Origin of the sequence: Nocardioides conyzicola, from assembly GCF_039543825.1 — a bacterium.
Classification (GTDB): Bacteria; Actinomycetota; Actinomycetes; order Propionibacteriales; family Nocardioidaceae; genus Nocardioides; species Nocardioides conyzicola.
Genome location: NZ_BAABKM010000003.1, coordinates 64,348 through 88,138, shown reverse-complemented (window position 1 = coordinate 88,138; position 23,791 = coordinate 64,348). Strand labels below are relative to the sequence as shown.

General features: G+C 72.2%; 26 protein-coding genes. 25 read left to right on the top strand and 1 reads right to left on the bottom strand.

Features of this window, described 5'->3' with window-relative positions; all coding sequences use genetic code 11:
- From ABEA34_RS18275 to ABEA34_RS18175, 21 genes are all read left to right on the top strand, one after another.
- Entirely contained in the window at positions 1-1,050 is a 1,050-nt protein-coding gene (locus ABEA34_RS18275) for an ABC transporter ATP-binding protein (protein ID WP_345522917.1), read from the top strand.
- The gene (locus ABEA34_RS18270) at positions 1,047-2,351 is read left to right on the top strand and encodes an ABC transporter ATP-binding protein (protein ID WP_345522916.1); all 1,305 of its coding nucleotides are present in this window, start codon (positions 1,047-1,049) and stop codon (positions 2,349-2,351) included. The genes ABEA34_RS18275 and ABEA34_RS18270 overlap by 4 nt, the downstream gene beginning before the upstream one ends.
- A 24-nt stretch (positions 2,352-2,375) precedes the next feature.
- Positions 2,376-3,740, top strand: a complete 1,365-nt coding sequence (locus ABEA34_RS18265; RefSeq protein WP_345522915.1) for a replication-associated recombination protein A — start codon at positions 2,376-2,378, stop codon at positions 3,738-3,740.
- A gap of 11 nt (positions 3,741-3,751) precedes the next feature.
- Entirely contained in the window at positions 3,752-4,252 is a 501-nt protein-coding gene (locus tag ABEA34_RS18260; protein ID WP_345522914.1) for a hypothetical protein, read from the top strand.
- Positions 4,249-4,554: a DUF6167 family protein gene (locus tag ABEA34_RS18255; protein ID WP_345522913.1), complete on the top strand. Its 306-nt coding sequence runs from the start codon at positions 4,249-4,251 to the stop codon at positions 4,552-4,554. The genes ABEA34_RS18260 and ABEA34_RS18255 overlap by 4 nt, the downstream gene beginning before the upstream one ends.
- Positions 4,554-7,229, top strand: a complete 2,676-nt coding sequence (alaS, locus tag ABEA34_RS18250) for an alanine--tRNA ligase (protein ID WP_345522912.1) — start codon at positions 4,554-4,556, stop codon at positions 7,227-7,229. Before ABEA34_RS18255 ends, alaS begins: the two co-directional genes overlap by 1 nt.
- Positions 7,230-7,245: 16 nt before the next feature.
- Positions 7,246-7,716, top strand: coding sequence for a Holliday junction resolvase RuvX (gene ruvX, locus ABEA34_RS18245; RefSeq protein ID WP_345522911.1), 471 nt, complete (start codon positions 7,246-7,248; stop codon positions 7,714-7,716).
- On the top strand, positions 7,713-8,915 hold the full coding sequence (mltG, locus tag ABEA34_RS18240) for an endolytic transglycosylase MltG (protein WP_345522910.1): 1,203 nt from the start codon (positions 7,713-7,715) through the stop codon (positions 8,913-8,915). Before ruvX ends, mltG begins: the two co-directional genes overlap by 4 nt.
- Positions 8,916-8,943: 28 nt before the next feature.
- Positions 8,944-9,765: a shikimate dehydrogenase gene (locus ABEA34_RS18235; RefSeq protein ID WP_345522909.1), complete on the top strand. Its 822-nt coding sequence runs from the start codon at positions 8,944-8,946 to the stop codon at positions 9,763-9,765.
- Positions 9,762-10,445, top strand: a complete 684-nt coding sequence (locus tag ABEA34_RS18230; protein WP_345522908.1) for a prepilin peptidase — start codon at positions 9,762-9,764, stop codon at positions 10,443-10,445. The genes ABEA34_RS18235 and ABEA34_RS18230 overlap by 4 nt, the downstream gene beginning before the upstream one ends.
- A 40-nt stretch (positions 10,446-10,485) precedes the next feature.
- Positions 10,486-11,664 (top strand): chorismate synthase, encoded by a 1,179-nt coding sequence (gene aroC, locus ABEA34_RS18225; protein WP_345522907.1) that lies wholly within the window; start codon positions 10,486-10,488, stop codon positions 11,662-11,664.
- On the top strand, positions 11,661-12,161 hold the full coding sequence (locus tag ABEA34_RS18220) for a shikimate kinase (protein ID WP_345522906.1): 501 nt from the start codon (positions 11,661-11,663) through the stop codon (positions 12,159-12,161). Before aroC ends, ABEA34_RS18220 begins: the two co-directional genes overlap by 4 nt.
- Positions 12,158-13,261, top strand: coding sequence for a 3-dehydroquinate synthase (gene aroB, locus ABEA34_RS18215; protein WP_345522905.1), 1,104 nt, complete (start codon positions 12,158-12,160; stop codon positions 13,259-13,261). Before ABEA34_RS18220 ends, aroB begins: the two co-directional genes overlap by 4 nt.
- Entirely contained in the window at positions 13,258-13,689 is a 432-nt protein-coding gene (locus tag ABEA34_RS18210; RefSeq protein ID WP_345522904.1) for a type II 3-dehydroquinate dehydratase, read from the top strand. Before aroB ends, ABEA34_RS18210 begins: the two co-directional genes overlap by 4 nt.
- A gap of 38 nt (positions 13,690-13,727) precedes the next feature.
- The gene (locus ABEA34_RS18205) at positions 13,728-14,513 is read left to right on the top strand and encodes an SIMPL domain-containing protein (protein WP_345522903.1); all 786 of its coding nucleotides are present in this window, start codon (positions 13,728-13,730) and stop codon (positions 14,511-14,513) included.
- Between the two features lie 104 nt (positions 14,514-14,617).
- Positions 14,618-15,181 carry an elongation factor P gene (gene efp / locus ABEA34_RS18200; protein WP_345522902.1) on the top strand — a complete coding sequence of 188 codons (564 nt, stop codon included), beginning with the start codon at positions 14,618-14,620 and terminating at the stop codon, positions 15,179-15,181.
- The gene (gene nusB, locus ABEA34_RS18195) at positions 15,181-15,588 is read left to right on the top strand and encodes a transcription antitermination factor NusB (RefSeq protein WP_345522901.1); all 408 of its coding nucleotides are present in this window, start codon (positions 15,181-15,183) and stop codon (positions 15,586-15,588) included. Before efp ends, nusB begins: the two co-directional genes overlap by 1 nt.
- Positions 15,589-15,717: 129 nt before the next feature.
- The gene (locus ABEA34_RS18190) at positions 15,718-17,094 is read left to right on the top strand and encodes a dihydrolipoyl dehydrogenase family protein (protein ID WP_345522900.1); all 1,377 of its coding nucleotides are present in this window, start codon (positions 15,718-15,720) and stop codon (positions 17,092-17,094) included.
- The gene (locus tag ABEA34_RS18185; protein WP_345522899.1) at positions 17,039-17,869 is read left to right on the top strand and encodes a DUF1206 domain-containing protein; all 831 of its coding nucleotides are present in this window, start codon (positions 17,039-17,041) and stop codon (positions 17,867-17,869) included. Before ABEA34_RS18190 ends, ABEA34_RS18185 begins: the two co-directional genes overlap by 56 nt.
- A 22-nt stretch (positions 17,870-17,891) precedes the next feature.
- Entirely contained in the window at positions 17,892-19,196 is a 1,305-nt protein-coding gene (locus tag ABEA34_RS18180; protein ID WP_345522898.1) for a dihydrolipoyl dehydrogenase family protein, read from the top strand.
- 75 nt (positions 19,197-19,271) lie between these two features.
- On the top strand, positions 19,272-20,654 hold the full coding sequence (locus ABEA34_RS18175; RefSeq protein WP_345522897.1) for a MinD/ParA family ATP-binding protein: 1,383 nt from the start codon (positions 19,272-19,274) through the stop codon (positions 20,652-20,654).
- Between the two features lie 75 nt (positions 20,655-20,729).
- On the opposite strand, the gene ABEA34_RS18170 is transcribed toward ABEA34_RS18175, so the two are convergent.
- On the bottom strand, positions 20,730-21,137 hold the full coding sequence (locus ABEA34_RS18170; RefSeq protein WP_345522896.1) for a PPOX class F420-dependent oxidoreductase: 408 nt from the start codon (positions 21,135-21,137) through the stop codon (positions 20,730-20,732).
- 64 nt (positions 21,138-21,201) lie between these two features.
- On the opposite strand from ABEA34_RS18170, the gene ABEA34_RS18165 reads away from it, so the two are divergent.
- From ABEA34_RS18165 to ABEA34_RS18150, 4 genes are read left to right on the top strand one after another with little or no spacing between them, the layout of a single operon-like run.
- Complete coding sequence (locus ABEA34_RS18165; RefSeq protein ID WP_345522895.1) at positions 21,202-22,218, top strand: NADPH:quinone reductase; 1,017 nt, start codon at positions 21,202-21,204, stop codon at positions 22,216-22,218.
- A gap of 45 nt (positions 22,219-22,263) precedes the next feature.
- Positions 22,264-22,455, top strand: coding sequence for a hypothetical protein (locus tag ABEA34_RS18160; protein WP_345522894.1), 192 nt, complete (start codon positions 22,264-22,266; stop codon positions 22,453-22,455).
- Complete coding sequence (locus tag ABEA34_RS18155; RefSeq protein WP_345522893.1) at positions 22,439-23,125, top strand: molybdopterin-dependent oxidoreductase; 687 nt, start codon at positions 22,439-22,441, stop codon at positions 23,123-23,125. The genes ABEA34_RS18160 and ABEA34_RS18155 overlap by 17 nt, the downstream gene beginning before the upstream one ends.
- Positions 23,118-23,741, top strand: coding sequence for a cytochrome b/b6 domain-containing protein (locus ABEA34_RS18150; protein ID WP_345522892.1), 624 nt, complete (start codon positions 23,118-23,120; stop codon positions 23,739-23,741). Before ABEA34_RS18155 ends, ABEA34_RS18150 begins: the two co-directional genes overlap by 8 nt.
- The last annotated feature ends 50 nt before the right edge of the window (positions 23,742-23,791 follow it).

Genomic DNA, 23,791 nt, shown 5'->3' with positions numbered 1-23,791 from the left:
GTGTCCAGCTTTCTTTCGGTTCGTGACCTCAAGGTCCACTTCCCGACGGTCGACGGCATCGTCAAGGCGACCGACGGCCTGTCCTTCGACCTCGAGAAGGGGAGGACTCTCGGCATCGTCGGCGAGTCCGGCTCCGGCAAGTCGGTCTCGAGCTCGGCGATCCTCGGCCTGCACCGCAAGACCAGCGCCATCGTCAGCGGCGAGATCCTGCTCGACGGCACCGACCTGCTGAAGCTCTCCGACGAGCAGATGCGTCGCCGCCGGGGCAAGGAGGTCGCGATGATCTTCCAGGACCCGCTCTCGGCCATGCACCCCTACTACACGGTCGGCAACCAGATCGGTGAGGCCTACCGGGTCCACCATGACGTCAGCAAGCGGGCCGCCCGCGCCCGGGCGATCGAGATGCTCGACCGGGTCGGCATCCCGCAGCCGGACCGCCGCGTGGACGACTACCCGCACCAGTTCTCGGGCGGCATGCGGCAGCGCGCGATGATCGCGATGGGGCTGATCAACAACCCCAGCCTGCTCATCGCCGACGAGCCGACCACCGCGCTCGACGTGACGGTCCAGGCCCAGATCCTCGACCTCCTGCAGGACCTGCAGAAGGAGTTCGAGTCGGCGGTCATCATTATCACCCACGACCTCGGCGTCATCGCCGAGGTGGCCGACGAGGTGCTGGTCATGTACGCCGGCCGCGCGGTCGAGGTGGGGAGCTGCAACGAGATCCTCACGCACCCCGAGATGCCCTACACGTGGGGCCTGCTCTCGAGCGTGCCGGACGTCCGGGGCGACACCAACGCGCGGCTGATCCCGATCCCGGGCAACCCGCCGTCGCTGCTCACCCCGCCCTCGGGCTGCGCCTTCCACCCGCGCTGCCCGCACCGCGACAAGGTGCCGGGGAACCTGTGCACGACGACCCTGCCGGAGCTGGCTCCGGGCACTCGCACCGAGACGCACCTCAAGCGGTGCCACCTCACCAACCCTGACGTCGTGTTCGAACAAGAGGTCCTGCCGGAGATCGCGCCGGACCTGGTGGAGGACGCTCGATGAACGACAAGTACGGCGACGACAAGCTGTCCCCGGTCCCGTCCTCGCCCGGCTTCCTGCCGCAGGACGACCCGACCTCGCGCACCGAGGACCCGGTCGACCAGGACGAGATCGACTACATCAGCCCGGTCGAGGGTCACGCCGCCTCGGTGGCGGACCCGAACGCCAAGCCGATCATCGAGGTCCGCGACCTCAAGATGTACTTCCCCGTGAAGTCCTCGAGCGTCATCCGGCGGACCATCGGCCACGTGCAGGCCGTCGACGGCATCTCGTTCCAGGTGCCCGAGGGCGGCTCGCTCGGCCTCGTCGGTGAGTCCGGCTGCGGCAAGTCCACGACGGGCCGGCTGATCACGCGGCTCTACGAGCCGACCGGCGGATCGGTCACCTTCGACGGCCGCGACATCACCAACATCAGCTCGCGCCAGCTCAAGCCGCTGCGCCGCGAGATCCAGATGATCTTCCAGGACCCGTACACGTCGCTGAACCCGCGGCACTCGGTCGGCGCGATCGTCGGCGCCCCCTTGGCGATCCACAAGATCGTCCCCAAGAACAAGATCCTCCCGCGGGTGCAGGAGCTGCTGGAGATCGTGGGTCTCAACCCCGAGCACTACAACCGCTACCCCCACGAGTTCTCCGGCGGCCAGCGTCAGCGGATCGGCATCGCCCGCGCCCTGACCCTGCAGCCGAAGGTGCTCGTCGCGGACGAGCCGGTCTCGGCCCTCGACGTGTCGATCCAGGCCCAGGTGATCAACCTGCTCCAGGACGTGCAGCGCGAGTTCAACATCGCGTTCCTGTTCGTGGCCCACGACCTCGCGGTGGTGCGGCACTTCTGCCCGGAGATCGCGGTCATGTACCTCGGCAAGATCGTCGAGATCGCCGACCGCGAGACGCTCTACAACCGGCCCAACCACCCCTACACCCAGGCGCTGCTCTCGGCGGTGCCCGACGTGAAGCAGGCCGCGATCGGTGGCCGCCGCGAGCGGATCCGGCTCGAGGGCGACGTGCCCAGCCCGATCAACCCGCCGTCCGGCTGCCGGTTCCGCACCCGCTGCCCGATCGCGCAGGAGATCTGCGCGCGGGTGGAGCCGCCGTTGCTCCAGATCGGCCAGCGCCACAAGGTCGCCTGTCACTTCGCCGGCGAGCTGGGTCAACACCCGGACCGCCCGGTCACGGCGCCGCTGCTGGGCGTCGACGACAGCGGTGCTCCCGACCCGGGTGCGACGCCGTCGCCGCTGGCGGCCAACGAGCCCGGCTACGCGGACACCTGGTACGACCTCGAGCGCAAGACCATGGCCAGCGCGTAGCCGTCGTACCTCTAGCCTGACTGCGTGGAAGACGGACTGTTCGAGACCCCCGGTGCGGCGCCTCGCGCCGGGGGCGGCTCGCTGAACGCGAACACACACGCGTCGGCGCCGCTCGCGGTCCGGATGCGACCGCGGACGCTCGAGGAGCTGGTCGGCCAGGCGCAGCTGCGCGCCCCCGGATCGCCGCTGCGGCGCCTGGTCGAGGGCGACCAGTCGATGTCCCTGCTGCTCTGGGGACCTCCGGGGACCGGGAAGACCACGATCGCCTCGATCGTCAGCCAGCAGACCGACCGTCGCTTCGTCGAGGTGTCCGCCGTGTCCGCGGGCGTCAAGGAGGTCCGGGCCGCGATCGACAGCGCGCGGGCCGAGCTCGTGGCCACCGGCCGCGAGACGGTGCTCTTCGTCGACGAGGTGCACCGGTTCAGCAAGGCCCAGCAGGACGGGCTCCTGCCGGGCGTCGAGAACCGCTGGGTCACGCTGATCGCTGCGACGACCGAGAACCCCTTCTTCAGCGTGATCGCGCCGCTGCTGTCACGCAGCCTGCTGCTGCGGCTGGAGTCGCTGACCGACGACGACGTACGCGCGGTCCTGGACCAGGCCCTGGTCGACGAGCGCGGCCTCGGCGGGAAGGTCAAGGTCGAGGAGGAGGCTCTCGAGCACCTGGTCCGGCTCGCCGGGGGAGACGCGCGACGGTCCCTGACCTACCTCGAGGCCTCGGCCGGCGCGGCGACGTCGCAGGGCCTGGACACCGTCGACCTGGCGACGGCCGAGACCGCCGTCGACCGGGCGGCGGTGCGCTACGACCGCCAGGGCGACCAGCACTACGACGTCGTCAGCGCCTTCATCAAGTCCATCCGAGGCTCCGACGTCGATGCGGCCCTCCACTACCTGGCCCGGATGATCGAGGCGGGGGAGGACCCGCGCTTCATCACGCGGCGGCTGATGATCCTGGCCTCCGAGGACATCGGGCTCGCCGACCCGACGGCGTTGCCGATCGCCGTCGCCGCGGCGCAGACCGTGCAGCTGATCGGGATGCCGGAGGCCCAGCTCACGCTGGCGCACGCGACCATCGCGCTGGCGGTCGCCCCGAAGTCCAACGCCGTGACCACCGCGATCGGTGCCGCGATCGCGGACGTCCGGGCCGGCAAGATCGGCCACGTCCCGCCGGCGCTGCGCGACGCGCACTACGCCGGCGCCAAGAAGCTCGGCCACGGCTCGGCGTACAAGTACAGCCACGACGAGCCCTTCGGCATCGCCGAGCAGCAGTACGCCCCCGACGTCGTGCTCGACCGTGACTACTACCAGCCCACCTCCCTCGGCGCGGAGGCGTCGATCAAGGAGCGCTGGGAACGTGTACGCCGGATCATCCGAGGCGGGGGCGCGCGATAGGGTCGGTCACCATGCAGGACTGGATCGCGCCCGTGGTGGCCGGGGTGATGGCGCTCGTGGCGCTGGCCCTCGCCGTCGCGCTCCTGCGCACCCGCTCGCGGGTCGAACGGGTGGCGGCGGAGTCCCAGGCGGAGACCGCCCTGCTGCGCGACCAGCTCACGGCGCTCGAGCGCCGTCTCGACAAGCCCAAGCCGGCGCCCGAGGCGTCGTTCGTGATCACCGACCTGGGTCGGGAGCACGGCCCGCAGCCGGCGGAGGTCGAGCCGGCGTCGGCGATCGGCACCGCGCTCTTCGCGGACCTCGTGCTGCGCGAGACGGTGGTGAAGGCCGCCTCGCTCGCCCACGGCGTACGCCGGGCCCTCGACCCGGAGACCCGCAACCGGATCCGCTTCGAGATGAGGCGCGAGGTGAAGCGGGCGCGCAAGCAGCGCAAGGTCGACACCCGCGAGGCCGTCCGCCAGTGGCAGGACCGGCAACGGGCCAGCCGGCCGGAAGAGGACGACGCCGCATGAGACGAGGGCTCTGGTTCGTCGCCGGAGCCGGCACCGCCGCCTACGTGATGGTGCGGGGCCGGCGTGCGGCCGAGGTCTTCACCGTCGACGGGCTCAAGGACCGGCTCGGCGCGCTCGAGGTGGGTGCCCGGCTCTTCCGCGACGAGGTCGCGCAGGGCCAGGCGGCCAAGGAATCCGAGTTGCGCGAGCGCCTCGGGCTCGTGCCTCATGGGACACCAGAGCTCAGCGGGGGTCGCCACAAGGCGGTCTCGACAGGCTCGACCACCGAATCGACCGAACAGCACCAGGAAGGCAGCAACTGATGGACACCGCGGAGATCCGCCGGAGGTTCGTGGCTCACTTCGAGCGCGACGGCCACACCCCGGTGCCCTCGGCCTCGCTGCTGCTCGACGACCCGAACCTGCTCTTCGTCAACGCCGGCATGGTGCCGTTCAAGCCCTACTTCCTCGGCCAGGAGACCCCGCCGTACGACCGCGCCACCAGCGTGCAGAAGTGCGTGCGCACGCCCGACATCGAGGACGTCGGCAAGACGACCCGGCACGGCACGTTCTTCGAGATGTGCGGCAACTTCTCCTTCGGCGACTACTTCAAGGAGCACGCGATCGAGCTCGCGTGGGACCTCGTCACCAAGCCGCAGTCCGAGGGCGGCTGGGGCTTCGACGAGGCCAAGCTCTACCCCAGCGTGTACGTCGACGACCCGGAGGCGGTCGCGCTCTGGCGCAAGATCACCGGGCTGCCCGACGACCGGATCGCGCGGCTCGGCAAGTCCGAGAACTACTGGTCGATGGGCGTGCCCGGCCCCGGAGGCCCGTGCTCGGAGATCCTGATCGACCGCGGCCCGGCGTACGGCGCGGACGGTGACTTCTCCGCCGAGGACCGCTACCTGGAGTTCTGGAACCTGGTCTTCATGCAGGACGAGCTCAGCGCCGTCCGCAGCAAGGAGGACTTCGACATCTCGGGGTCGCTCCCGAAGAAGAACATCGACACCGGCATGGGTCTCGAGCGGGTCGCGTTCATGACGCAGGGCGTCGAGAACATGTACGAGATCGACGTGATGTTCCCGGTCATCCAGATGGCCGAGCAGCTCACCGGCCGCCGGTACGGCGCCGACCACGAGGACGACGTGCGCTTCCGCGTCATCGCCGACCACGTGCGCAGCTCGATGATGCTGATCGGCGACGGCGTCACGCCCGGCAACGAGGCGCGCGGCTACGTGCTGCGCCGCCTGCTGCGCCGCGCGGTCCGCTCGATCCGCCTGCTCGGCTACGAGGACCCGGCGCTGCCCGAGCTGTTCCCGGTCAGCCGCGACAAGATGGGCGAGACCTACACCGACCTGCACACCGACTGGGAGCGGATCTCGCGGGTCGCGTACGCCGAGGAGGAGACGTTCCGCAAGACGCTCCAGGCCGGCACCCAGATCTTCGACCTCGCCGCGCTGGACGTGAAGAAGTCCGGGAGGACGACGCTGTCGGGCGACCAGGCGTTCGCGCTGCACGACACGTACGGCTTCCCGATCGACCTGACGCTGGAGATGGCTTCCGAGGCGGGGCTCGCGGTCGACGAGGCGGGCTTCCGCTCGCTCATGGCCGAGCAGCGCGAGCGGGCCAAGGCCGACGCCCGCTCCAAGCGCGGCCAGCACGCCGACACCGGCGTCTACCGCACCGTGCTCGACGAGCACGGACCGACGGAGTGGCTCGCGTACGAGACCCTCGAGACCGAGTCCAACGCGCTCGCGCTGCTCGTCGGGGGTACGCCGGCGAGGTCGCTCGTCGCGGGCGACGTCGGCGAGCTGGTGCTCGACCGCACGCCGTTCTACGCCGAGTCCGGCGGCCAGGCGGCCGACGCGGGCACGATCGAGTTCGACGGCGGCCGGCTCGAGGTCCTCGACGTCCAGCGCCCGATCAAGGGCCTCGTCGTGCACCAGGTGCGCGTCGTCGACGGCGAGTTCACGCCCGGCGACCACCTCCTGCACGCGCAGGTCGACCCCGAGTGGCGCACCGGCGCGCGGCAGGCGCACTCCGGCACCCACGTGGTGCACGCCTCGCTGCGCGAGGTGCTAGGCCCCTCGGCGCTGCAGTCCGGCTCCTACAACCGGCCCGGCTACCTGCGCCTCGACTTCGGCTGGACCACGGGCCTGTCGCCGGAGCAGGTCCGCGACATCGAGCAGGTCGCCAACGAGGCCCTGCGTGCCGACCTCCCGGTCGGCTGGCAGTACATGACGCTCCCCGAGGCCAAGGAGTGGGGCGCGATCGCGCTCTTCGGCGAGACCTACGACAACACCAAGGTGCGCGTCGTCGAGATCGGGGGCCCCTGGTCGCGCGAGCTCTGCGGCGGCACGCACGTGGACCACTCCTCGCAGATCGGCACGATCGTCGTCACCGGCGAGGCCTCGGTCGGATCGGGCAACCGGCGCATCGAGGCGTTCACCGGCGTGGAGGGCTTCCGGTACCTCGCCCGCGAGCGCGACGTCGTCGCGCAGCTCACCGGTCTGCTCAAGACCCAGCCCGACGACCTGGTCGGCCGCGTCGGCGACCTGGTCGAGCGGCTGCGCACCGCCGAGAAGGAGATCGAGAAGGCCCGCGTCGGTCAGCTGCTCTCCGGTGGCGGCCAGCTGGCGAGCGGCGCGGCCAAGGTCGGACCGGTCAACCTGGTCGCGCACCGCGTCGACGGCGCGGGCGGCGGCGACGTGCGCACCCTCGCGCTCGACGTCCGCGGTCGGCTGCCGCAGGGGGAGCCGGGCGTGGTCGTCATCATCGGCGCCGCCGACGGCAAGGTCTCGGTGGTCGCCGCGGTCAACGACGACGCGCGGGCTCGCGGGCTGAGCGCCAACGACCTGGTCCGCGCTGTCGGGCCGCTGGTGGGTGGCAAGGGTGGCGGCAAGGACGACGTCGCCCAGGGCGGCGGCACCGACGTCTCCCGCATCGACGAGGCGCTGGCGGTGGTGGCCGCCGAGGTCGGCCGCGTCGCGGCCGGCTGAGCAGGACCGACACGACATGCGCCACGGCGTACGGATCGGGATCGACCCCGGTGACGCCCGGATCGGGGTCGCGCGCAGCGACCCGTCGGGCTTCCTCGCGAGCCCGGTGGAGACGGTGCGCCGGGGCAAGGGCGACCTGGCCCGGATCGCCAAGATCCTGGCGGCGGAGCAGGAGGAGTCGACGGTGGTCGAGGTCGTCGTCGGCCTGCCGCGGTCCCTCTCTGGTCGCGAGGGTCCGGCGGCGGTCAAGGTCCGCGAGTTCGCAGACGCCCTCGCGCGCCGGGTGGCGCCGGTGCCGGTGCGACTCGTCGACGAGCGCATGACCACGGTGTCGGCGGAGGCTATGCTGCGCGACCAGGGTCGGAGGGGGAGCAAGCGGCGCGCCGTGGTCGACCAGGCCGCCGCCGTCCTGATCCTGCAACATGCACTGGACACCGAGCGCGCGACGGGGACCGCGCCCGGGGAGACCCTCGAGGAGATGCGATGACGGACGAGTACGACGCGGACCACGAGGCCCCGGGGATCCTGGACGACGAGTCCGAGGACGGGTACGACGCCACGCCGTACGACGGGGGCGGACGCCGGCGCGGCAGCCGCCGCCGCAGCCTGCCGGGCTGCATCGCCGTCCTGGTGGCGCTCGCCATCGTCGCGGGTGGCGCCTACTTCGTCATCACCTGGGGCGTCGACAAGATCGGCGACCAGTTCTCGTCCGCGGACGACTTCCCCGGCCCCGGCAGCGGCGACGTCACCTTCCAGGTCAAGAAGGGCGACACGGTGGCGGCGATGGGCCGCAACCTCAAGGCCAAGGGCGTGGTGGCCTCGGTGCAGGCCTTCATCGACGCCGCCAACGGCAACCCGGAGTCCAACAAGATCCAGGCCGGCTACTTCCCGCTCAAGAAGGAGATGGCGGCCGCGGACGTCATCGAGGTCCTCGTCGACCCGGGCAACATGGTGAAGGACACGGTCACCATCCCCGAGGGCCTGCGGGTCTCCGACACGGTCGCGATCCTGGCCAAGAAGACGAAGTTCTCGAAGGCCGCCTTCACCAAGGTGCTCGACAACCCCGGCAAGCTCGGCCTCCCCGACTACGCCAAGGGCGACCCGGAGGGCTACCTCTTCCCGGCGACCTACGACTTCGGCCCGGACGCGACGCCGGCGTCGATGCTCAAGGCGATGGTCACCCGCTGGCGTCAGGCGGCGGACGACGCCGACCTCGAGGCCCAGAGCGAGGCGCTCGGCTACACGCCGCAGGAGATCATGACCATCGCGAGCCTGGTGCAGGCCGAGGGGCGCGGCAAGGACATGCCCAAGATCGCGCGCGTCATCTACAACCGGCTCGAGGGCCCCGGCGACAAGGGCGGCACCAACGGCAAGCTGCAGATCGACGCCACGGTCGCGTTCGGGCTGGGCCTCTCGCCCGGGTCGACCGAGCTGACCCAGGAGCAGCTGGACACGCCCACGCCGTACAACACCCGGCTCAACGTCATCGGCCTGCCGCCCGGTCCCATCGAGTCGCCGGGCGACGACGCCATCGCCGCGGCGCTCAAGCCGGCCGAGGGACCTTGGTACTACTACGTCACGGTCAACCTGGCGACGGGCGAGACCCGCTTCTACGAGGACTACGACGGCTTCCTCGAGGGCCAGGCGATGTACAAGGACTACTGCGAGACCTCGGACCGGTGCTGACGGACCAGCCACGGACGAGGACGACCTGATGCTCGCCCGCTGCGCCGTGCTCGGTGACCCGATCGCGCACTCGTTGTCCCCGGTGCTGCACCGCGCCGGCTACGCCGCGGTCGGTCTCGACTGGGAGTACGACGCGGTGCGGGTGCCCGAGGACGGCTTCACGGACTTCGTCCGGGGCCTCGACGCCGGATGGCGCGGGCTGTCCCTGACGATGCCGCTGAAGCGGAAGGCGCTGGGACTGGCCCGCTCGGTCACCGCCCGCGCGGCGCTCGCCGGAGCGGCGAACACGCTCGTCCTCCGCGACGGCGACGTCGTGCTGGCCGACAACACCGACCTGCCCGGCGCCGCCGCGGCCGTGCGGGAGCGGTACGACGGCCCGGTGCGCGCCGCCACGGTGCTGGGCGGGGGAGCGACGGCGGCGTCGACCGGCCTGGCGATGGTCGACCTGGGCGCGACGTCCGTGCGGCTGCTGGTGCGCACGCCCGACCGGGCCGGCGAGGCGGCGGCCGCGATCGCGGCGCACCCGGCAGGGCCGGACGTGGAGGTCGGCTCGCTCGCGGATGGTGAGGTGCTGGGCGACGTCGTGGTGTCGACGATCCCGGCCGGTGCCCAGGACGACGCACTGGTCGCCCGGTGCGCGGGCGTCCCGGTGCTCTTCGAGGTCATCTACGACCCGTGGCCCACCCCGATCGCCGCCGCCGCGGGGGACCGGGTCCTGGTCTCCGGCCTCGACCTGCTGGTCCACCAGGCGGTGCTGCAGTTCGAGCTGTTCACCGACGTACCCGGCCCGCTGGCCGCGATGAGGGCCGCCGGCGAGGCTGCGCTCGTGGCCAGGCACGCAGCCCCATGACCGTCGATCCCGTCGGCGCCCTCCTCGGAGCGGCGGTGTGTGGCGCCGCCGGGGCCGGGGTGCCGGCGCTGATCGCGCGGATGCGCGACCCGCGCTACGCCTCGGTCGCCGCGCTGCCCGGACTGGCGTGGCGGGCGGCCGTCGTCGCCGCCCTGTCCGGCGCCGTGCTCGGTGGCGCCGTCGGGCTGGACTGGCCGCTGCTCTTCCTGCTGCCCCTGGTGCCGGTCGGGGTCGCGCTCGCCTTCATCGACCTGCGCACGCACCTGCTGCCGACCCGGCTGATCTGGCCGACCCTGGCCGTCACGGCGGTGCTCGCGGCCGTCGCCGCCCTGGCGGACGGCGAACCTCGGGCCTTCCTGCACGCCGTGGTCGGCGGGGTCGCGGTCTTCGCGTTCTTCCACGTGCTCTGGTGGATCTACCCGTCCGGGATGGGGTACGGCGACGTGCGGCTCTCCGCCGTGGTCGGTCTCGTGCTCGGGTACGTCGGCTGGGGGGCCCTGGTCGTGGGCGTGTACGGCGGCTTCCTGGTCTTCGCGGTGATCGGGGTGCTCCGCGCCGGCGCCCGTCGCGACCGGTCCGTGCTGCGCACCCCGCTGCCCTTCGGGCCGTTCCTGCTGGGCGGGGTCCTGGCGGGGGTCGCGCTCGGTCCCTCCACCTGGAGCCATCTCGTCGGGGGGTGACCCCGCAGGACTGACGTACGGGCCGTGAAACACTGCTCCCATGCTGCGCTGGCTCACCGCGGGCGAGTCCCACGGCCCCTCCCTGGTCGCGATCCTCGAGGGGCTCCCTGCCCATGTCCAGGTGACGTCCGACGACATCGCCGACGCCCTCGCCCGGCGCCGCCTCGGCTACGGCCGCGGCGCCCGGATGAAGTTCGAGCAGGACCAGGTGACCCTGGTCGGCGGCGTCCGGCACGGCCGGACCCAGGGCGGCCCGGTCGCGATCCAGGTCGGCAACACCGAGTGGCCCAAGTGGGAGAAGGTGATGTCGGCCGACCCGGTCGACCTCGACGAGCTCGCGTCGATGGCCCGCAACGTCCCGTTGACCCGCCCGCGTCCCGGCCACGCCGACCTGGCCGGTATGCAGAAGTACGACTTCGACGACGCCCGGCCGATCCTCGAGCGTGCCTCCGCTCGTGAGACCGCAGCCCGGGTGGCGCTGGGCCGGGTCGCGAGCAACTTCGTGGAGCAGGCCGTCGGCGCGCGGATCGTCTCCCACGTGATCGAGCTCGGCGGCATCCGCGCGCCTGCCGGCTCCTGGCCGGAGCCCGACGACGTGGCCCGGCTCGACGACGACGAGGTGCGCTGCCTCGACCCCGACACCAGCAAGCTGATGGTCGAGCGCATCGACCAGGCGCACAAGGACGGCGACACCCTCGGCGGCGTCGTGGAGGTCGTGGTGCACGGGCTCCCGCCGGGCCTCGGCTCGCACGTGCACTGGGACCGCCGCCTCGACTCGCGCCTCGCCGGCGCGCTGATGGGCATCCAGGCGATCAAGGGCGTCGAGGTCGGTGACGGCTTCGAGATCGCCGCCACCCCGGGCTCGCTCGCGCACGACGAGATCGTGCCGACCCCCGAGGGCATCCGCCGGGTGAGCGGCCGGTCCGGCGGCACCGAGGGCGGCATGACCACGGGCGAGATCCTGCGGGTCCGGGCCGCGATGAAGCCCATCGCCACCGTGCCGCGGGCGCTGCGCACCGTCGACCTCGCCACCGGCGAGGCCGGCGTCGCGCACCACCAGCGGTCCGACGTCTGCGCCGTCCCGGCGGCCGGCATCGTCGCGGAGGCCATGGTGGCGCTGGTGATCGCCGAGGCGGTGCTGGAGAAGTTCGGCGGCGACTCGGTCCAGGAGACGCGGCGCAACGCCGAGTCCTACCTCGACCACCTGCGCTACCGATGATCGTGCTGATCGGGCCGATGGGCTCCGGCAAGACCACGGTCGGTGGCCTGCTCGCGGCGCGCCTCGGCACGTCCGTGCGTGACACCGACCACGACGTCGAGGCGACCGCCGGGCGCGCGATCTCCGAGATCTTCGTCGACGAGGGCGAGGAGGTCTTCCGCGCGCTCGAGCGCGCCGCCGTCGCGGAGGCGCTGGCGACCCACGACGGCGTGCTCGCGCTGGGCGGGGGAGCGGTGCTCGACCCGGACACGCGAGCGCTGCTCGCGGGCCACGACGTCGTCTTCCTCCGTGTGGGTCTCTCCGACGCCGTCAAGCGGGTCGGCCTCGGCACGTCGCGGCCCCTGCTGCTCGGCAACGTCCGCGGCCGGATCAAGGCCCTGCTGGACGAGCGCACCCCGATCTACGAGTCCGTCGCCACGCTGGCGGTCGAGACCGACGGGCGCGAGCCCGACGACGTCGCCGACGAGATCGTCGCCGCGCTGGGAGCGCGGGCATGAGCGAGCCGACGACCGAGACCGTCATCCGGGTCAGCGGCCCGGCGCCGTACGACGTCGTGGTCGGTCACGGCGTGGCCGACAGGCTGCCGGCGCTGCTCGGCGACGGCGTCACCCGGGTGGCCGTGGTGCACCCGGAGGGCCTGGCCGCGGACGCGCTCATCGCCGCGCTCGAGCAGCACTACGACGTCATCGGCATCGAGATCCCGAACGGCGAGAGCGCCAAGACGGCGACCGTCGCGGCCGGCTGCTGGGAGGTCCTCGGCGAGGCCGGGTTCACCCGCTCCGACGCCGTGGTCACCTTCGGTGGTGGCGCGACGACCGACCTCGGCGGGTTCGTCGCGGCCACCTGGTTGCGGGGCGTCAAGGTCGTGCACGTCCCGACGACGCTGCTGGCGATGGTCGACGCGGCGGTCGGCGGCAAGACCGGCATCAACACCGGTGCCGGCAAGAACCTCGTCGGCTCCTTCCACGAGCCCACCGGGGTGCTCTGCGACCTGGCCACCCTGACCACCCTCCCGCGCGCCGAGCTGGTCGCGGGGCTGGGCGAGGTGATCAAGTGCGGCTTCATCGCCGACCCGGCGATCCTGGACCTGGTCGAGACCACGGACCCGGCCGACCTGACCGCCGACTCCCCGGTGCTGCGCGAGCTCGTCGAGCGGGCGATCCAGGTCAAGGCCGACGTCGTCGCCGCCGACCTGAAGGAGACCGGCGGCACCGACGGTCATCCCGGTCGCGAGGCGCTCAACTACGGGCACACCCTCGCGCACGCGATCGAGCGCACCGAGGACTACGCCGTCCGCCACGGGGAGGCCGTCGCCATCGGGTGCGTCTTCGTCGCCGAGGTCGCCGGTCGAGCCGGCCTCCTGGCGCCCGACGTCGTCGCCCGGCACCACATCGCGTTCGCGCGGGTCGGCCTGCCCACGACGTACGACGGCGCGACCTTCGAGACGCTGCACGCCGCGATGAAGGTCGACAAGAAGTCGCGCGGCAACCTGCTGCGCCTCGTCGTGCTGTCCGACCTGGCCCGGCCGACCGTGCTCGCCGGCCCGGCCGAGGACGACCTGCGGGCGGCGTACGCCGCGATCGGGGGCGCGTCATGACGAAGGTGCTGGTCCTCAACGGACCCAACCTCGGCCGGCTCGGTCGCCGGCAGCCCGAGATCTACGGCAGCACCACCCATGCCGAGCTCGCCGACCTCTGCGTCGGCTGGGGGCGCGACCTCGGGCTCGAGGTCGAGGTGCGGCAGACCAACCACGAGGGCGAGATGCTCGACTGGCTCAACGCCGCCGCCGACGACGCCCACCCGGTCGTCCTCAACGCGGCCGCGTGGACGCACTACTCGTACGCGATCTTCGACGCCTGCGCCCAGCTGGTCGCCCCCTTGGTTGAGGTGCACATCTCCGACCCGCACCAGCGTCCCGAGGAGTTCCGGCACACCTCCGTGGTCACGCCGTACGCCGTCGAGGTGGTCGCGGGCCACGGCATCGACGGCTACCGGATGGCGCTCGAGGTCATCGCCCGCTCCTGACCGGGAACCGGACGCGTCCCGGCGCCGTCCGACCCACCATGAACGGCGACATCACCCTCAGCGTCCGCTCCTTCGTCATCGGCCTGCTGGTCCTCGTCGCGCTCGTCGTGGCGTACCTGCTCGGGAGCTCGGGCGGCACCACGCCGGCCGTCGCCGCCGACACGAGCCCGCAGGCCGAGCAACCGACGCCGCGCCAGCTGACGATGACCGGCACCGGTGAGGCCGGTGCCGTGCCGGACCAGCTCTCGTTCGCCCTCGGGGTCCACCTGACCCGGCCCGACCTGGATGACGCCCTGGCCGCGGCCAACCAGTCGATGTCGCGGGTGCTGGCGTCGCTGAAGAAGTACGGCGTCGAGAAGGCCGACGTGCAGACCACGGGTCTGTCGATGGACCCGGTCTACGACTACCCGAGGTACGGCGACCCCGTGCTGCGCGGCTACCGCGTCTCCGAGCGCGCCCGGGTCCTGGTCGACGACCTGAAGAGGGCCGGTGGCGCCGTCACGGCAGCCGTGGCCGCGGGCGGCAACGACGTACGCGTCGACGACCTCCGTCTGCTCGTCGGCGACACGGACGCCGTCATGAAGCGGGCGCGCGACGCGGCCGTCGAAGAGGCCCGGGCGAAGGCGGAGCAGTACGCCGCCGCGTCCGGTGAGGACCTCGGGGACGTCGTGACGATCAGCGAGGTCGGAGCGGAGCCCCTGCCGACCCCGGAGCCGCAGTCGGCGGACATGCCGGGCCGGGCCTTCAACGCGTCCTCGGTGCCGATCCGTGCCGGGCGCGACGAGGCGTCGGTGACCGTCAAGATCGTGTGGCACCTGGGGTAGGGGATTCTGTCGGGCGACGCGCCAGCCGATAGACTCCTCCGCTGGTGCCCATTCGCTGGGCGACCCCACGAACCCACCCGACGTACGAAGGCTGGCACGCGCGCATGGCAACGACGAACGACCTCAAGAACGGCATGGTTCTCAACATCGAAGGCCAGCTCTGGGCCGTCATCGAGTTCCAGCACGTGAAGCCGGGCAAGGGCCCCGCGTTCGTGCGCACCAAGCTGAAGAACGTCGAGTCCAACAAGACCGTCGACAAGACCTTCAACGCCGGCACCAAGGTCGAGACCGCCACGGTCGACCGCCGCACCATGCAGTACCTCTACAACGACGGCTCGTCGTTCGTCTTCATGGACGTCTCCGACTACGAGCAGATCGAGATCACGCCCGAGATCGTCGGCGGCAACGCCAACTTCCTCCTGGAGAACCAGGAGGCCGTCGTGGCCACCAACGAGGGCCGCGTGCTCTTCATCGAGCTCCCGGCCTCGGTCGAGCTGGTCGTGACCTTCACGGAGCCCGGCCTCGCCGGCGACTCCGCCACCGGCCGCACCAAGCCGGCGACCCTCGAGACCGGTCACGAGATCCAGGTCCCGCTCTTCATCAACCAGGGCGAGAAGATCAAGGTCGACACCCGCGACTCGTCGTACATGGGGCGCGTGAAGGGCTGATGTCGGCTCGCTCCAAGGCCCGCAAGCGCGCGCTCGACGTGCTCTTCGCCTCCGACGTCCGCGGCGAGTCCGCGACCACGGCGCTGGAGACCGCGATCGCCGACGGCGAGGGGCCGACCAACGACTACACCGCCGTCCTGGTGCGGGGGGTCGAGGAGCACCGCGACCACATCGACGAGGTGCTGTCGCAGTACGCCGAGGGCTGGACCCTCCAGCGGATGCCGGCCGTCGACCGCAACGTCCTGCGCCTCGGCGTCTGGGAGCTGCTCTACGCCGCCGACGTCCCCGACAGCGTGGCGATCAGCGAGGCGATGGCCCTGGTCACCGACCTGTCGACCGACGAGTCGCCGCACTTCGTCAACGGCGTCCTCGGCGCCGTGCAGCGCAACAAGGCGTCCCTGGTCTGAGCCTGCGGGTTTCACCGGCTGGCCGCCGAAACCCTCACGACACGCCGATCGCCCGCGGCGTGTCGTGCGGGATTCGGCTGCTGACCGGTGAAACCCGCAGCCGCTTGACGCACCCGCAACGATGGGGGCATGAGCGAGCACGAGGTTGACCTGGTCGTCATCGGCACCGGACCGGGAGGGGAGGCGCTGGCCACCGGTGCCGCGAAGGCGGGCCTGCGGGTCGTCGCCGTCGACAAGCACCTGGTGGGCGGCGAGTGCCCCTACTACGGGTGCATCCCGACCAAGATGATGGTGCGGGGCAGCGACGTCGTCGCCGAGGTACGCCGGGCCGCGGAGGTCGCGGGCGAGGCCACGATCGCGCCCGCGTGGTCCGTGGTGCACCGGCGCATCGACGAGCAGGCCACGACGCACTGGGACGACACCATCGCCGTCGACCGGCTGAAGGACGCCGGCGCCACCGTGCACCACGGCGTCGGACGCCTCGCGGGACCCGGCCGGGTCGAGGTCACCACCGCCGACGGCGAGGTGATCACGTACGCGACGGCGCGCGGCGTCGTCCTCAACCCCGGCACCCGGCCCGCGGTCCCGCCGGTCGAGGGGCTCGCGGACACGCCGTACTGGACCAACCGCGACGCCGTCCAGGTCGCCGAGGTGCCGGGCTCGCTGGTCGTCGTCGGCGGCGGCCCGATCGGCTGCGAGCTGGCCCAGGTCTTCAGCCGCTTCGGCGTCCGCGTCACGATCGTCCAGCACGGTCCGCGGCTGGTCCCGGCCGACGAGCCCGAGGCGGCCGAGCTCCTGGAGCAGGTGTTCGTCCAGGAGGGCATCCGGGTGCTGACGGGGGTCGAGCTCCAGCGGGCGTCGTACGCCGACGGCGGGTTCACCCTGGCGCTCGACTCCGGCGAGGAGCTGAGGGCCGACAAGGTGCTGGTGGCGGCGGGACGCACGCCCAACCTCGACGACCTCGGCCTCGAGACGGTCGGGCTCGACCCGCACGCCCGGACCCTCGACGTCGACGAGCGCCTGCGCGTCCAGGACGGGATCTGGGCGATCGGCGACGTGACCGGCAAGGGCGCGTTCACCCACGTCTCGATGTACCAGTCGGCGGTCGCCCTGCGTGACGTGCTCGACCAGGGCGGGGCGCCCGCCCGCTACCACGCCGTCCCGCACGCGACGTTCACCGATCCCGAGATCGGCGGGGTCGGGATGAGCGAGCAGCAGGCTCGCGACGCCGGCCTGACGGTCCGCACGGGGAGCACCAAGCTGGAGGAGTCGTCGCGCGGTTTCACCCACGGGCCGGGCGGGCACGGGGTGATCAAGGTCGTCGAGGACGCCGACCGCGGCGTCCTGGTCGGTGCAACGGCCATGGGACCGGCCGGGGGCGAGATCCTCGGCTTCCTGGCCGTCGCGGTCCACGCGGAGGTCCCGGTCGACACGCTCAGGACGATGATCTATGCCTACCCGACCTTCCACCGCGCCATCGAGTCCGCGCTCGCAGATCTCTCCTGACCACGACTGGGTCGACTGGGTGGCCCGCGCCGGGCTGGTCGCGTACGGCGTCGTCTACCTGATGATCGGCTGGCTCGCGATCCAGCTGGCGCTCGGCGACCGCGAGGGCGCACCGTCGAGCAGCGGGGCGATGAAGGAGCTCGCGCAGCAGCCGTTCGGCAGCGTGCTCATCTGGATGGTCTCGGTCGGCATGTTCCTGCTCGTGATCTGGCAGGGCCTCGAGGCGGCGTTCGGCCATCGCGACGAGGACGGCGGCAAGCGGGTCGCCAAGAGGCTGTCGTCGGCCGGCAAGGCCATCGTGTACGCCGTCATCGGGGTCAGCGGCGTCAAGGTCGCCATCGGTGCCGGGACCTCCGGCAGCAAGGGCCAGGAGACCATGACCGCCCGGCTGATGAACGCGCCGGCGGGGCAGGTCCTCGTCGCGATCGTCGGGCTCGCTATCATCGGCTACGGCCTCTACCAGGTCGTCCAGGCATGGACCGAGAAGTTCGCCGAGAAGCTCGACTCCGAGGGCCGCAGCGGCACGTCCGGCACGGCGTACATCGCCTTCGGCAAGGCCGGGTACGCCGCCCGCGGGGTCGCGTTCGTGGTCGTCGGCGGGCTCTTCGGCTATGCCGCCGTCACCCACGACGCGAAGAAGTCCGGTGGCCTCGACCAGGCGCTGTTCGAGGTGCTCGACCAGCCCTTCGGTCCCGTCCTGCTCTGCCTGATCGCGGTCGGGCTGCTCTGCTACGGCCTCTTCACGCTCGCCCGCGCCCGCCACCTCTCACGCTAGGACCCGGTGGCAGGGTTGCGGCATGCCCGACAGCAGTGAAGACCACGTCGACGTCGTCGTGCTCGGCCTCGGCGCCGGGGGAGAGTACGCCGCCCGCAAGCTCGCCGAGGCCGGCCTGACGGTGGTCGGGGTCGAGCAGGAGCTGGTCGGCGGGGAGTGCCCGTTCTGGGGCTGCACCCCGTCCAAGCTGCTGATCCACTCGGCGCAGCAGGGTGACGACCTCGCCCGCGCGGCTGCGCGGATCCGCGAGGCCAACCACGACTGGCACGACGACCAGCACGCCGGCCCGCTCGAGGAGGCCGGGGTCCGGGTCGTGCGCGGGCACGGTCGGCTGGCCGGCCCCGGCCGGGTCGAGGTCGACGGCACGACGTACGACGCGCGGCTGGGCGTCGTGCTCAACAGCGGGACGGCCCCGGCGGTGCCGCCGATCGACGGCCTCGCCGGCACGCCGTACTGGACCAACCGCGACGTGATGCGGGTGCGTGAGGTCCCGGCATCGCTGGTGGTGCTCGGCGGCGGGCCGATCGGGTGCGAGCTGGCGCAGGCGTTCGCGCGGTTCGGGAGCCGGGTGACCCTGGTCGAGGCCGAGGACCGCCTGCTCGGGCCGGAGGAGCCCGAGGCGGCCGAGGTCGTGACGCGCGTGCTGCGGGCCGACGGCGTCGACGTGCGCGTCGGCGCGGAGCTGACCCGGGTCGAGCACGACGGCGGGTTCGTCCTGGAGGTGGGCGGTGAGCTGCTGAGCGCCGAGCACCTGCTGGTCGCGGTCGGCCGCAAGCCCCACCTCGACGACATCGGGCTGGAGACCGTCGGCCTCGATCCCGCCCAGGACCAGGTCGAGACCGACGAACACCTGCGGGCCGGCGACCGGCTCTGGGCGGTCGGCGACATCACCGGCCGCGGCGCCTTCACCCATGTGTCGCTCTACCAGGCCAAGGTCGCCGTCGCCGACCTCCTCGGCGCCGACGGCCCGGTGGCGGACTACCACGCGGTCAGCAGGGTGACGTTCACGGACCCGGAGGTCGGCGCGGTCGGGCTGACCGAGGCGCAGGCGCGGGCGGCCGGGGTCGCGGTCGGCGTCGGTCACGCGGACATCCCGAGGTCCGCCCGGGGCTGGATCAACGAGGCCGACGGCATCGTGAAGGTCGTGGCCGACACCGACCGGGGCGTGCTCGTCGGCGGCACCGTCGTGGCGCCGTACGGCGGCGAGGTGCTGGGCCTGCTCAGCGCCGCCGTGCACGCCGAGATCCCCGTCGAGACGCTGCGCGGGATGCACTTCGCCTACCCGACCTTCCACCGCGCGATCGCGGCCGCGCTGGCCGACCTGTGATCGTGCGTGTGACTCCAGGGATTTCGGGGAAGTACCTGCGTGAGCCAGGAAGGTCCTGTCTCTGAGGGAGGAACGATGTCGCAAGAAGCATGGAGCGCCGGGGGCTCGCGACACGACGCCGACGACACCAGTGACCGGCTCTACACACCCGAGGACTTCGCCGCGTACGCCTCCCGGCGGGAGACCCAGGACGGCGGCGCCGGTGGTCGCGAGTCGATCACGTACGGCGACCCCCTGACCGATCCCATCCCGAGCGCCGAGCCGCCCGCCGTCGAGGTCGCCCCGACCGTCGCGGCGCCGACGGGCCCGCCGCCGGCGTACCGTCCCGCCACGCCGCCGCCGGCGACCCCACCTCCCGCCGCGGCCACCCCGCCCCCCGCCGCCGCTCCGCCCGTCGCAGCCACTCCGCCGGCAGCCGCGGCCGTCCCGCCGCCGCCCGCGCCGCCGACCGCCCCCGTCGCCCAGCACGCGGCCCCCGTGGCCGAGCCGGTCACCGACGACCAGGCCGCAGACCCACGGCGCTTCATGTCGGCGACCGACTTCCTCGACCGCCGCGACGCCGAGCAGGAGCACGGGCCGGCGACCTGGGGCTGGCGCGGCCGGGTGCGTCGCTGGAGCGGCGGCCTGATCACGCCGAAGATGGGCGCCGACGAGCTCGCCTACGAGCTCGACCGCTCCGTCATCCAGCGCGACTTCGACGGCCCGCGCACGATCGCGTTCATCAACCCGAAGGGCGGCGCCGCCAAGACCACCGGCGTCCTCGCGGCCGGCTTCACGTTCGGCACCGTGCGCGGTGGCGGCGTGGTCGCCTGGGACAACAACGAGACCCGGGGCACGCTCGGCATCCGGGGCACCCGAAGCGCACACCGCAACACGACCCGCGAGCTGCTGGAGGACCTCGAGCGCTTCACCGACGTGTACCAGTCGAGGATCGGCGACCTGGGTGCGTTCGTCCGGTCGCAGGGCGACGCCCACTTCGACGTGCTCGCCTCCGACGAGCGCCCCGACGTGACCGGCACGATCCGGGCCTCGGACTTCGACTCGGTGCACAAGCTCCTGGAGCGCTTCTACCGGATCATCCTGATCGACACCGGCAACAACATGCGCGCCGAGAACTGGCTCGCCGCCGCCGGTGCCGCCGACCTGCTGGTCGTCACTTCCACCGTCCGTGAGGACACCGGCTACAGCGGCCTGTGGATGCTCGACGCGCTGCAGGACGCCGGCTACCAGGACCTGAAGCACAAGACCGTGACGGTCCTCTCGGACCCGTCCGCCAACGTCGACGCCAAGCTGGCCGCGGACCTGGTCAGCGTCTACGAGCAGCGCACCCGCGCGGTCTACCGGGTGCCGTACGACCCCGCCCTGGTCGCCGGCTCCGTCGTGCCCTACGCCCAGCTCTCGGAGCACACCCGGATGCAGTGGCTCAAGGCCTGCGCCGGGATGGCCGCCGCCCTCTGACCCGTCGACCCGCACCTTCCGGCCGCTCGACCCGGCCGGGAGGGCGGGTCGGCGTCATTTCCGCCCAGCCGCGCCTCAGCTCTTGGCGGCGCCCCAGCCGTGCCACTTCTCGACGACCAGCCAGGCGCTGCTGCGCGGGCTCTCCCGGTCGGGGTACTCCTTGCCGGTGTACTGCGTGCTCAGCCGGTCGATGTCGGCCAGGCCGTCGTCGGGCGTGAGCCCCTCGACACGGCCGATCAGCGACACGTGGGTGTACCAGCTGTTCTCGTCCAGGATGGTCAGGGTCACCCGGGGGTCGCGGCGCAGGTGCTTCAGGCGGACCCGGCTGTCGTCCATGTTGAGGAGCACCCGGTCGTCGTCCTCGAGGAGGTACCAGGTCGCGACCGAGATCGGCTGGCCGTCGGAGCGCAGCGTGGTCACCACTGCGGGGTTGGGCCTGGTCAGCAGTGCGCGGACGTCGTCGGGGAATGGCAGCTCGGGCATGGATCCTCCTGGTCGTGGGTTACTTCCAACCTAGGACTACCCAGAACCGGCCGAGAGGAAGAGCATGCGCGCCGTCGTCTACAGCGAGACCGGTCCGTCATCCGTGCTGGAGGTCGTCGAGCGCGACCTCCCGGAGCCCGGACCCGGTGAGGTCCGCGTCCGGCTGGTCCGGTCGGGCGTGAACCCGACGGACTGGAAGTTCCGCGCCGGGATGATGGCCGGGCACGACGAGGTCGTCCCCGGTCAGGACGGCGCCGGGGTCGTCGACGCGGTCGGGCCCGACGTCACGTCGTACGCCGTGGGCGACCGCGTCTGGCTGGTGCTGGCGCAGCACGGCCGCCCCTACGGCACCGCGGCCGAGTTCACGGTCCAGCCCGTCGGGCGGGTCGCGCCGCTGCCCGCCGTCGCGTCGTACGACCTCGGCGCCAGCCTGGGCGTCCCGGCCGTGACCGCCCACCGGGCGCTGACCGCGGGCGAGGACGGGCCCGCCCGTCTCGAGCCCGGCGCGCTCGCCGGGAAGGTGGTGCTGGTCGCCGGGGGAGCAGGCGCGGTCGGCAACGCCGCGATCCAGCTCGCCCGCTGGGCCGGCGCCACGGTGATCACCACCGTCAGCAGCGACGAGAAGGCCGACCTGGCGCGGGCCGCGGGAGCCCAGCACGTCGTCAACTACCGCGAGGGCGACGCGACCAGTGAGATCCGGGCGATCGCGCCCGACGGCGTCGACATCGCGGTGGAGGTCGCCCCGGCGCAGAACATCGGCATCGACCTCGACGTCGTCAAGGTGCACGGGCTGGTGTCCATCTACGCCAACAACGGCGGCGACGAGCTGACCATGCCGCTGCGGGCGGCGTTCGGGAAGAACCTGCGCTTCCAGTTCCTCATCCTCTACACGCTCCACGAGCACCTGGTGCGGGCGGCGGTCGACGACGTCAACGCCGCGGTGGCGGCGGGCGCGCTCCGGGTCGGCGCGGACGCCGGCGTCCCGCTGCACCACTACCCGTTGGAGCAGACGGCGGCCGCCCAGGACGCGGTCGAGGGCGGGGCGATCGGCAAGGTGCTCATCGACGTCACCACCCCGTAAGAACGACCAACCTCGGTCTCAGGGTCTGCGTGGTTCAGTGGTCGCATGGCCAAACCGTTGTGGGTCGTCGCAGGGGTGGTCCTCGTCCTCCTCGGGCTGCTGTGGACCCTGCAGGGGTTCGACGTCCTCGAGGGCAGCTCGATGAGCGGGACGACGACGTGGTCGGTCATCGGGCCCGTCGTGCTGCTGGTCGGCGCCCTCGTGACGGTGGTCGGGATCCGTGGGCGCAAGCGCTGACGGCGCCCCGGTCGGGCGTCGGGTGGTCCTAGGTCTGCTCGGGCTCGGGGCGGTCGGCGTCGTCACGGGCAGCTCGGTCCAGGGTGGGCTGAGCCGGCTGCTGGCACCGGTCCAGCTGCGGGACCCGACCGGGTTCACGTCGCTGGTCCCGCTCGGCAACACCTGGCGCTACTACTCCGTCACCGGGTCCGTGCGACCGCGCGACGCCACGTCGTACCGGCTCAAGGTCTCGGGGCTCGTCGACAAGCCGGCGACCTACCGGCTGCCCGACCTGCAGGCGCTGCACCAGACGGCGTTCACCGACGACTTCCACTGCGTCACCGGCTGGCACGTGCCGGACGTGCCGTGGTCGGGGGTCCGGGTCGCCGACCTGCTCGACCAGGCCGCCCCGACGGCCGACGCGGTCGGCGTCCGCTTCCACTCCTTCGACGGCACCTACTCGGTCAACATGACCCTCGAGCAGGCCCGGGCCGACGACGTGATCGTCGCGCTGTCGATGTACGGCAAGCCGGTGACGCACGACCACGGCGGGCCGGTGCGGGTCTACTCGGGCTCGATGTACGGCTACAAGAGCACCAAGTGGCTCTCCGGGATCGAGGTCGTGCGCCACAACGACCCGGGCTACTGGGAAGACCGCGGCTACCCGCTCGACGGATTCATCGGTGAGTGAGCCGCCGGTGTCCCTGCCCCGGTTCGATCGGGCCGAGCGGCTGGTGCACCGCACGTTCGGGATCCTGATGGGGACCTGCCTGGTGACGGCGCTGGTCCTCTACAACGGCTCGCTGATGCTGGCGGTCGGGCACCGGCACCTCGTGGAGACCGTCCACGTGTGGGCCGGACTCGCCCTGCCGGTCCCGATGCTGGCCGGTGCCCTGTCGGCGGCGTACCGCTCCGACGTACGCCGCCTCAACCGGTTCACGCCCGCCGACTGGCGGTGGCTGCGCAGCCGCAACCGCCGCGACGGCACCATCCCGGTCGGCAAGTTCAACGCCGGGCAGAAGGTCAACGCCTGGCTGGTCACCGGCTCGACCGCGGTGCTGCTCGGCACGGGAGCGCTCATGTACTGGACCGGCCTGGTCCGGCTCTCCTGGCGCTCGGGCGCGACCTTCGTGCACGACTGGTTCGCGCTCGCTCTCGGGCTGCTCGTGATCGGGCACATCGCGTATGCGGTCCGCGACCCCGAGGCGCGCCGCGGGATGCGCACCGGACGGGTCTCGTCCCGGTGGGCGCGCCGCGAGCACGGCGCCTGGGTGGACGACGTGCAGGGCGTCGGAGACGACGTGTAAGGTCGCCCTCGATCGACATCCTTTAACGAGCCGTCCCGTGAGGCGGAGAA

Bases quoted from the DNA above. Each gene is read 5' to 3' on its own strand.
- aroB (WP_345522905.1), top strand. From the start codon at position 12,158: ATGAGCGAGCCGACGACCGAGACCGTCATCCGGGTCAGCGGCCCGGCG.
- ABEA34_RS18220 (WP_345522906.1), top strand. From the start codon at position 11,661: ATGATCGTGCTGATCGGGCCGATGGGCTCCGGCAAGACCACGGTCGGT.
- ABEA34_RS18160 (WP_345522894.1), top strand. From the start codon at position 22,264: ATGGCCAAACCGTTGTGGGTCGTCGCAGGGGTGGTCCTCGTCCTCCTC.
- ABEA34_RS18255 (WP_345522913.1), top strand. From the start codon at position 4,249: ATGAGACGAGGGCTCTGGTTCGTCGCCGGAGCCGGCACCGCCGCCTAC.
- ABEA34_RS18165 (WP_345522895.1), top strand. From the start codon at position 21,202: ATGCGCGCCGTCGTCTACAGCGAGACCGGTCCGTCATCCGTGCTGGAG.
- ABEA34_RS18270 (WP_345522916.1), top strand. From the start codon at position 1,047: ATGAACGACAAGTACGGCGACGACAAGCTGTCCCCGGTCCCGTCCTCG.
- ABEA34_RS18185 (WP_345522899.1), top strand. From the start codon at position 17,039: ATGCCTACCCGACCTTCCACCGCGCCATCGAGTCCGCGCTCGCAGATC.
- mltG (WP_345522910.1), top strand. From the start codon at position 7,713: ATGACGGACGAGTACGACGCGGACCACGAGGCCCCGGGGATCCTGGAC.
- ABEA34_RS18190 (WP_345522900.1), top strand. From the start codon at position 15,718: ATGAGCGAGCACGAGGTTGACCTGGTCGTCATCGGCACCGGACCGGGA.
- ABEA34_RS18235 (WP_345522909.1), top strand. From the start codon at position 8,944: ATGCTCGCCCGCTGCGCCGTGCTCGGTGACCCGATCGCGCACTCGTTG.
- efp (WP_345522902.1), top strand. From the start codon at position 14,618: ATGGCAACGACGAACGACCTCAAGAACGGCATGGTTCTCAACATCGAA.
- ABEA34_RS18180 (WP_345522898.1), top strand. From the start codon at position 17,892: ATGCCCGACAGCAGTGAAGACCACGTCGACGTCGTCGTGCTCGGCCTC.
- aroC (WP_345522907.1), top strand. From the start codon at position 10,486: ATGCTGCGCTGGCTCACCGCGGGCGAGTCCCACGGCCCCTCCCTGGTC.
- ABEA34_RS18170 (WP_345522896.1), bottom strand. From the start codon at position 21,137: ATGCCCGAGCTGCCATTCCCCGACGACGTCCGCGCACTGCTGACCAGG.
- ABEA34_RS18205 (WP_345522903.1), top strand. From the start codon at position 13,728: ATGAACGGCGACATCACCCTCAGCGTCCGCTCCTTCGTCATCGGCCTG.
- ABEA34_RS18175 (WP_345522897.1), top strand. From the start codon at position 19,272: ATGTCGCAAGAAGCATGGAGCGCCGGGGGCTCGCGACACGACGCCGAC.
- ruvX (WP_345522911.1), top strand. From the start codon at position 7,246: ATGCGCCACGGCGTACGGATCGGGATCGACCCCGGTGACGCCCGGATC.
- ABEA34_RS18230 (WP_345522908.1), top strand. From the start codon at position 9,762: ATGACCGTCGATCCCGTCGGCGCCCTCCTCGGAGCGGCGGTGTGTGGC.
- ABEA34_RS18260 (WP_345522914.1), top strand. From the start codon at position 3,752: ATGCAGGACTGGATCGCGCCCGTGGTGGCCGGGGTGATGGCGCTCGTG.
- ABEA34_RS18210 (WP_345522904.1), top strand. From the start codon at position 13,258: ATGACGAAGGTGCTGGTCCTCAACGGACCCAACCTCGGCCGGCTCGGT.
- alaS (WP_345522912.1), top strand. From the start codon at position 4,554: ATGGACACCGCGGAGATCCGCCGGAGGTTCGTGGCTCACTTCGAGCGC.
- nusB (WP_345522901.1), top strand. From the start codon at position 15,181: ATGTCGGCTCGCTCCAAGGCCCGCAAGCGCGCGCTCGACGTGCTCTTC.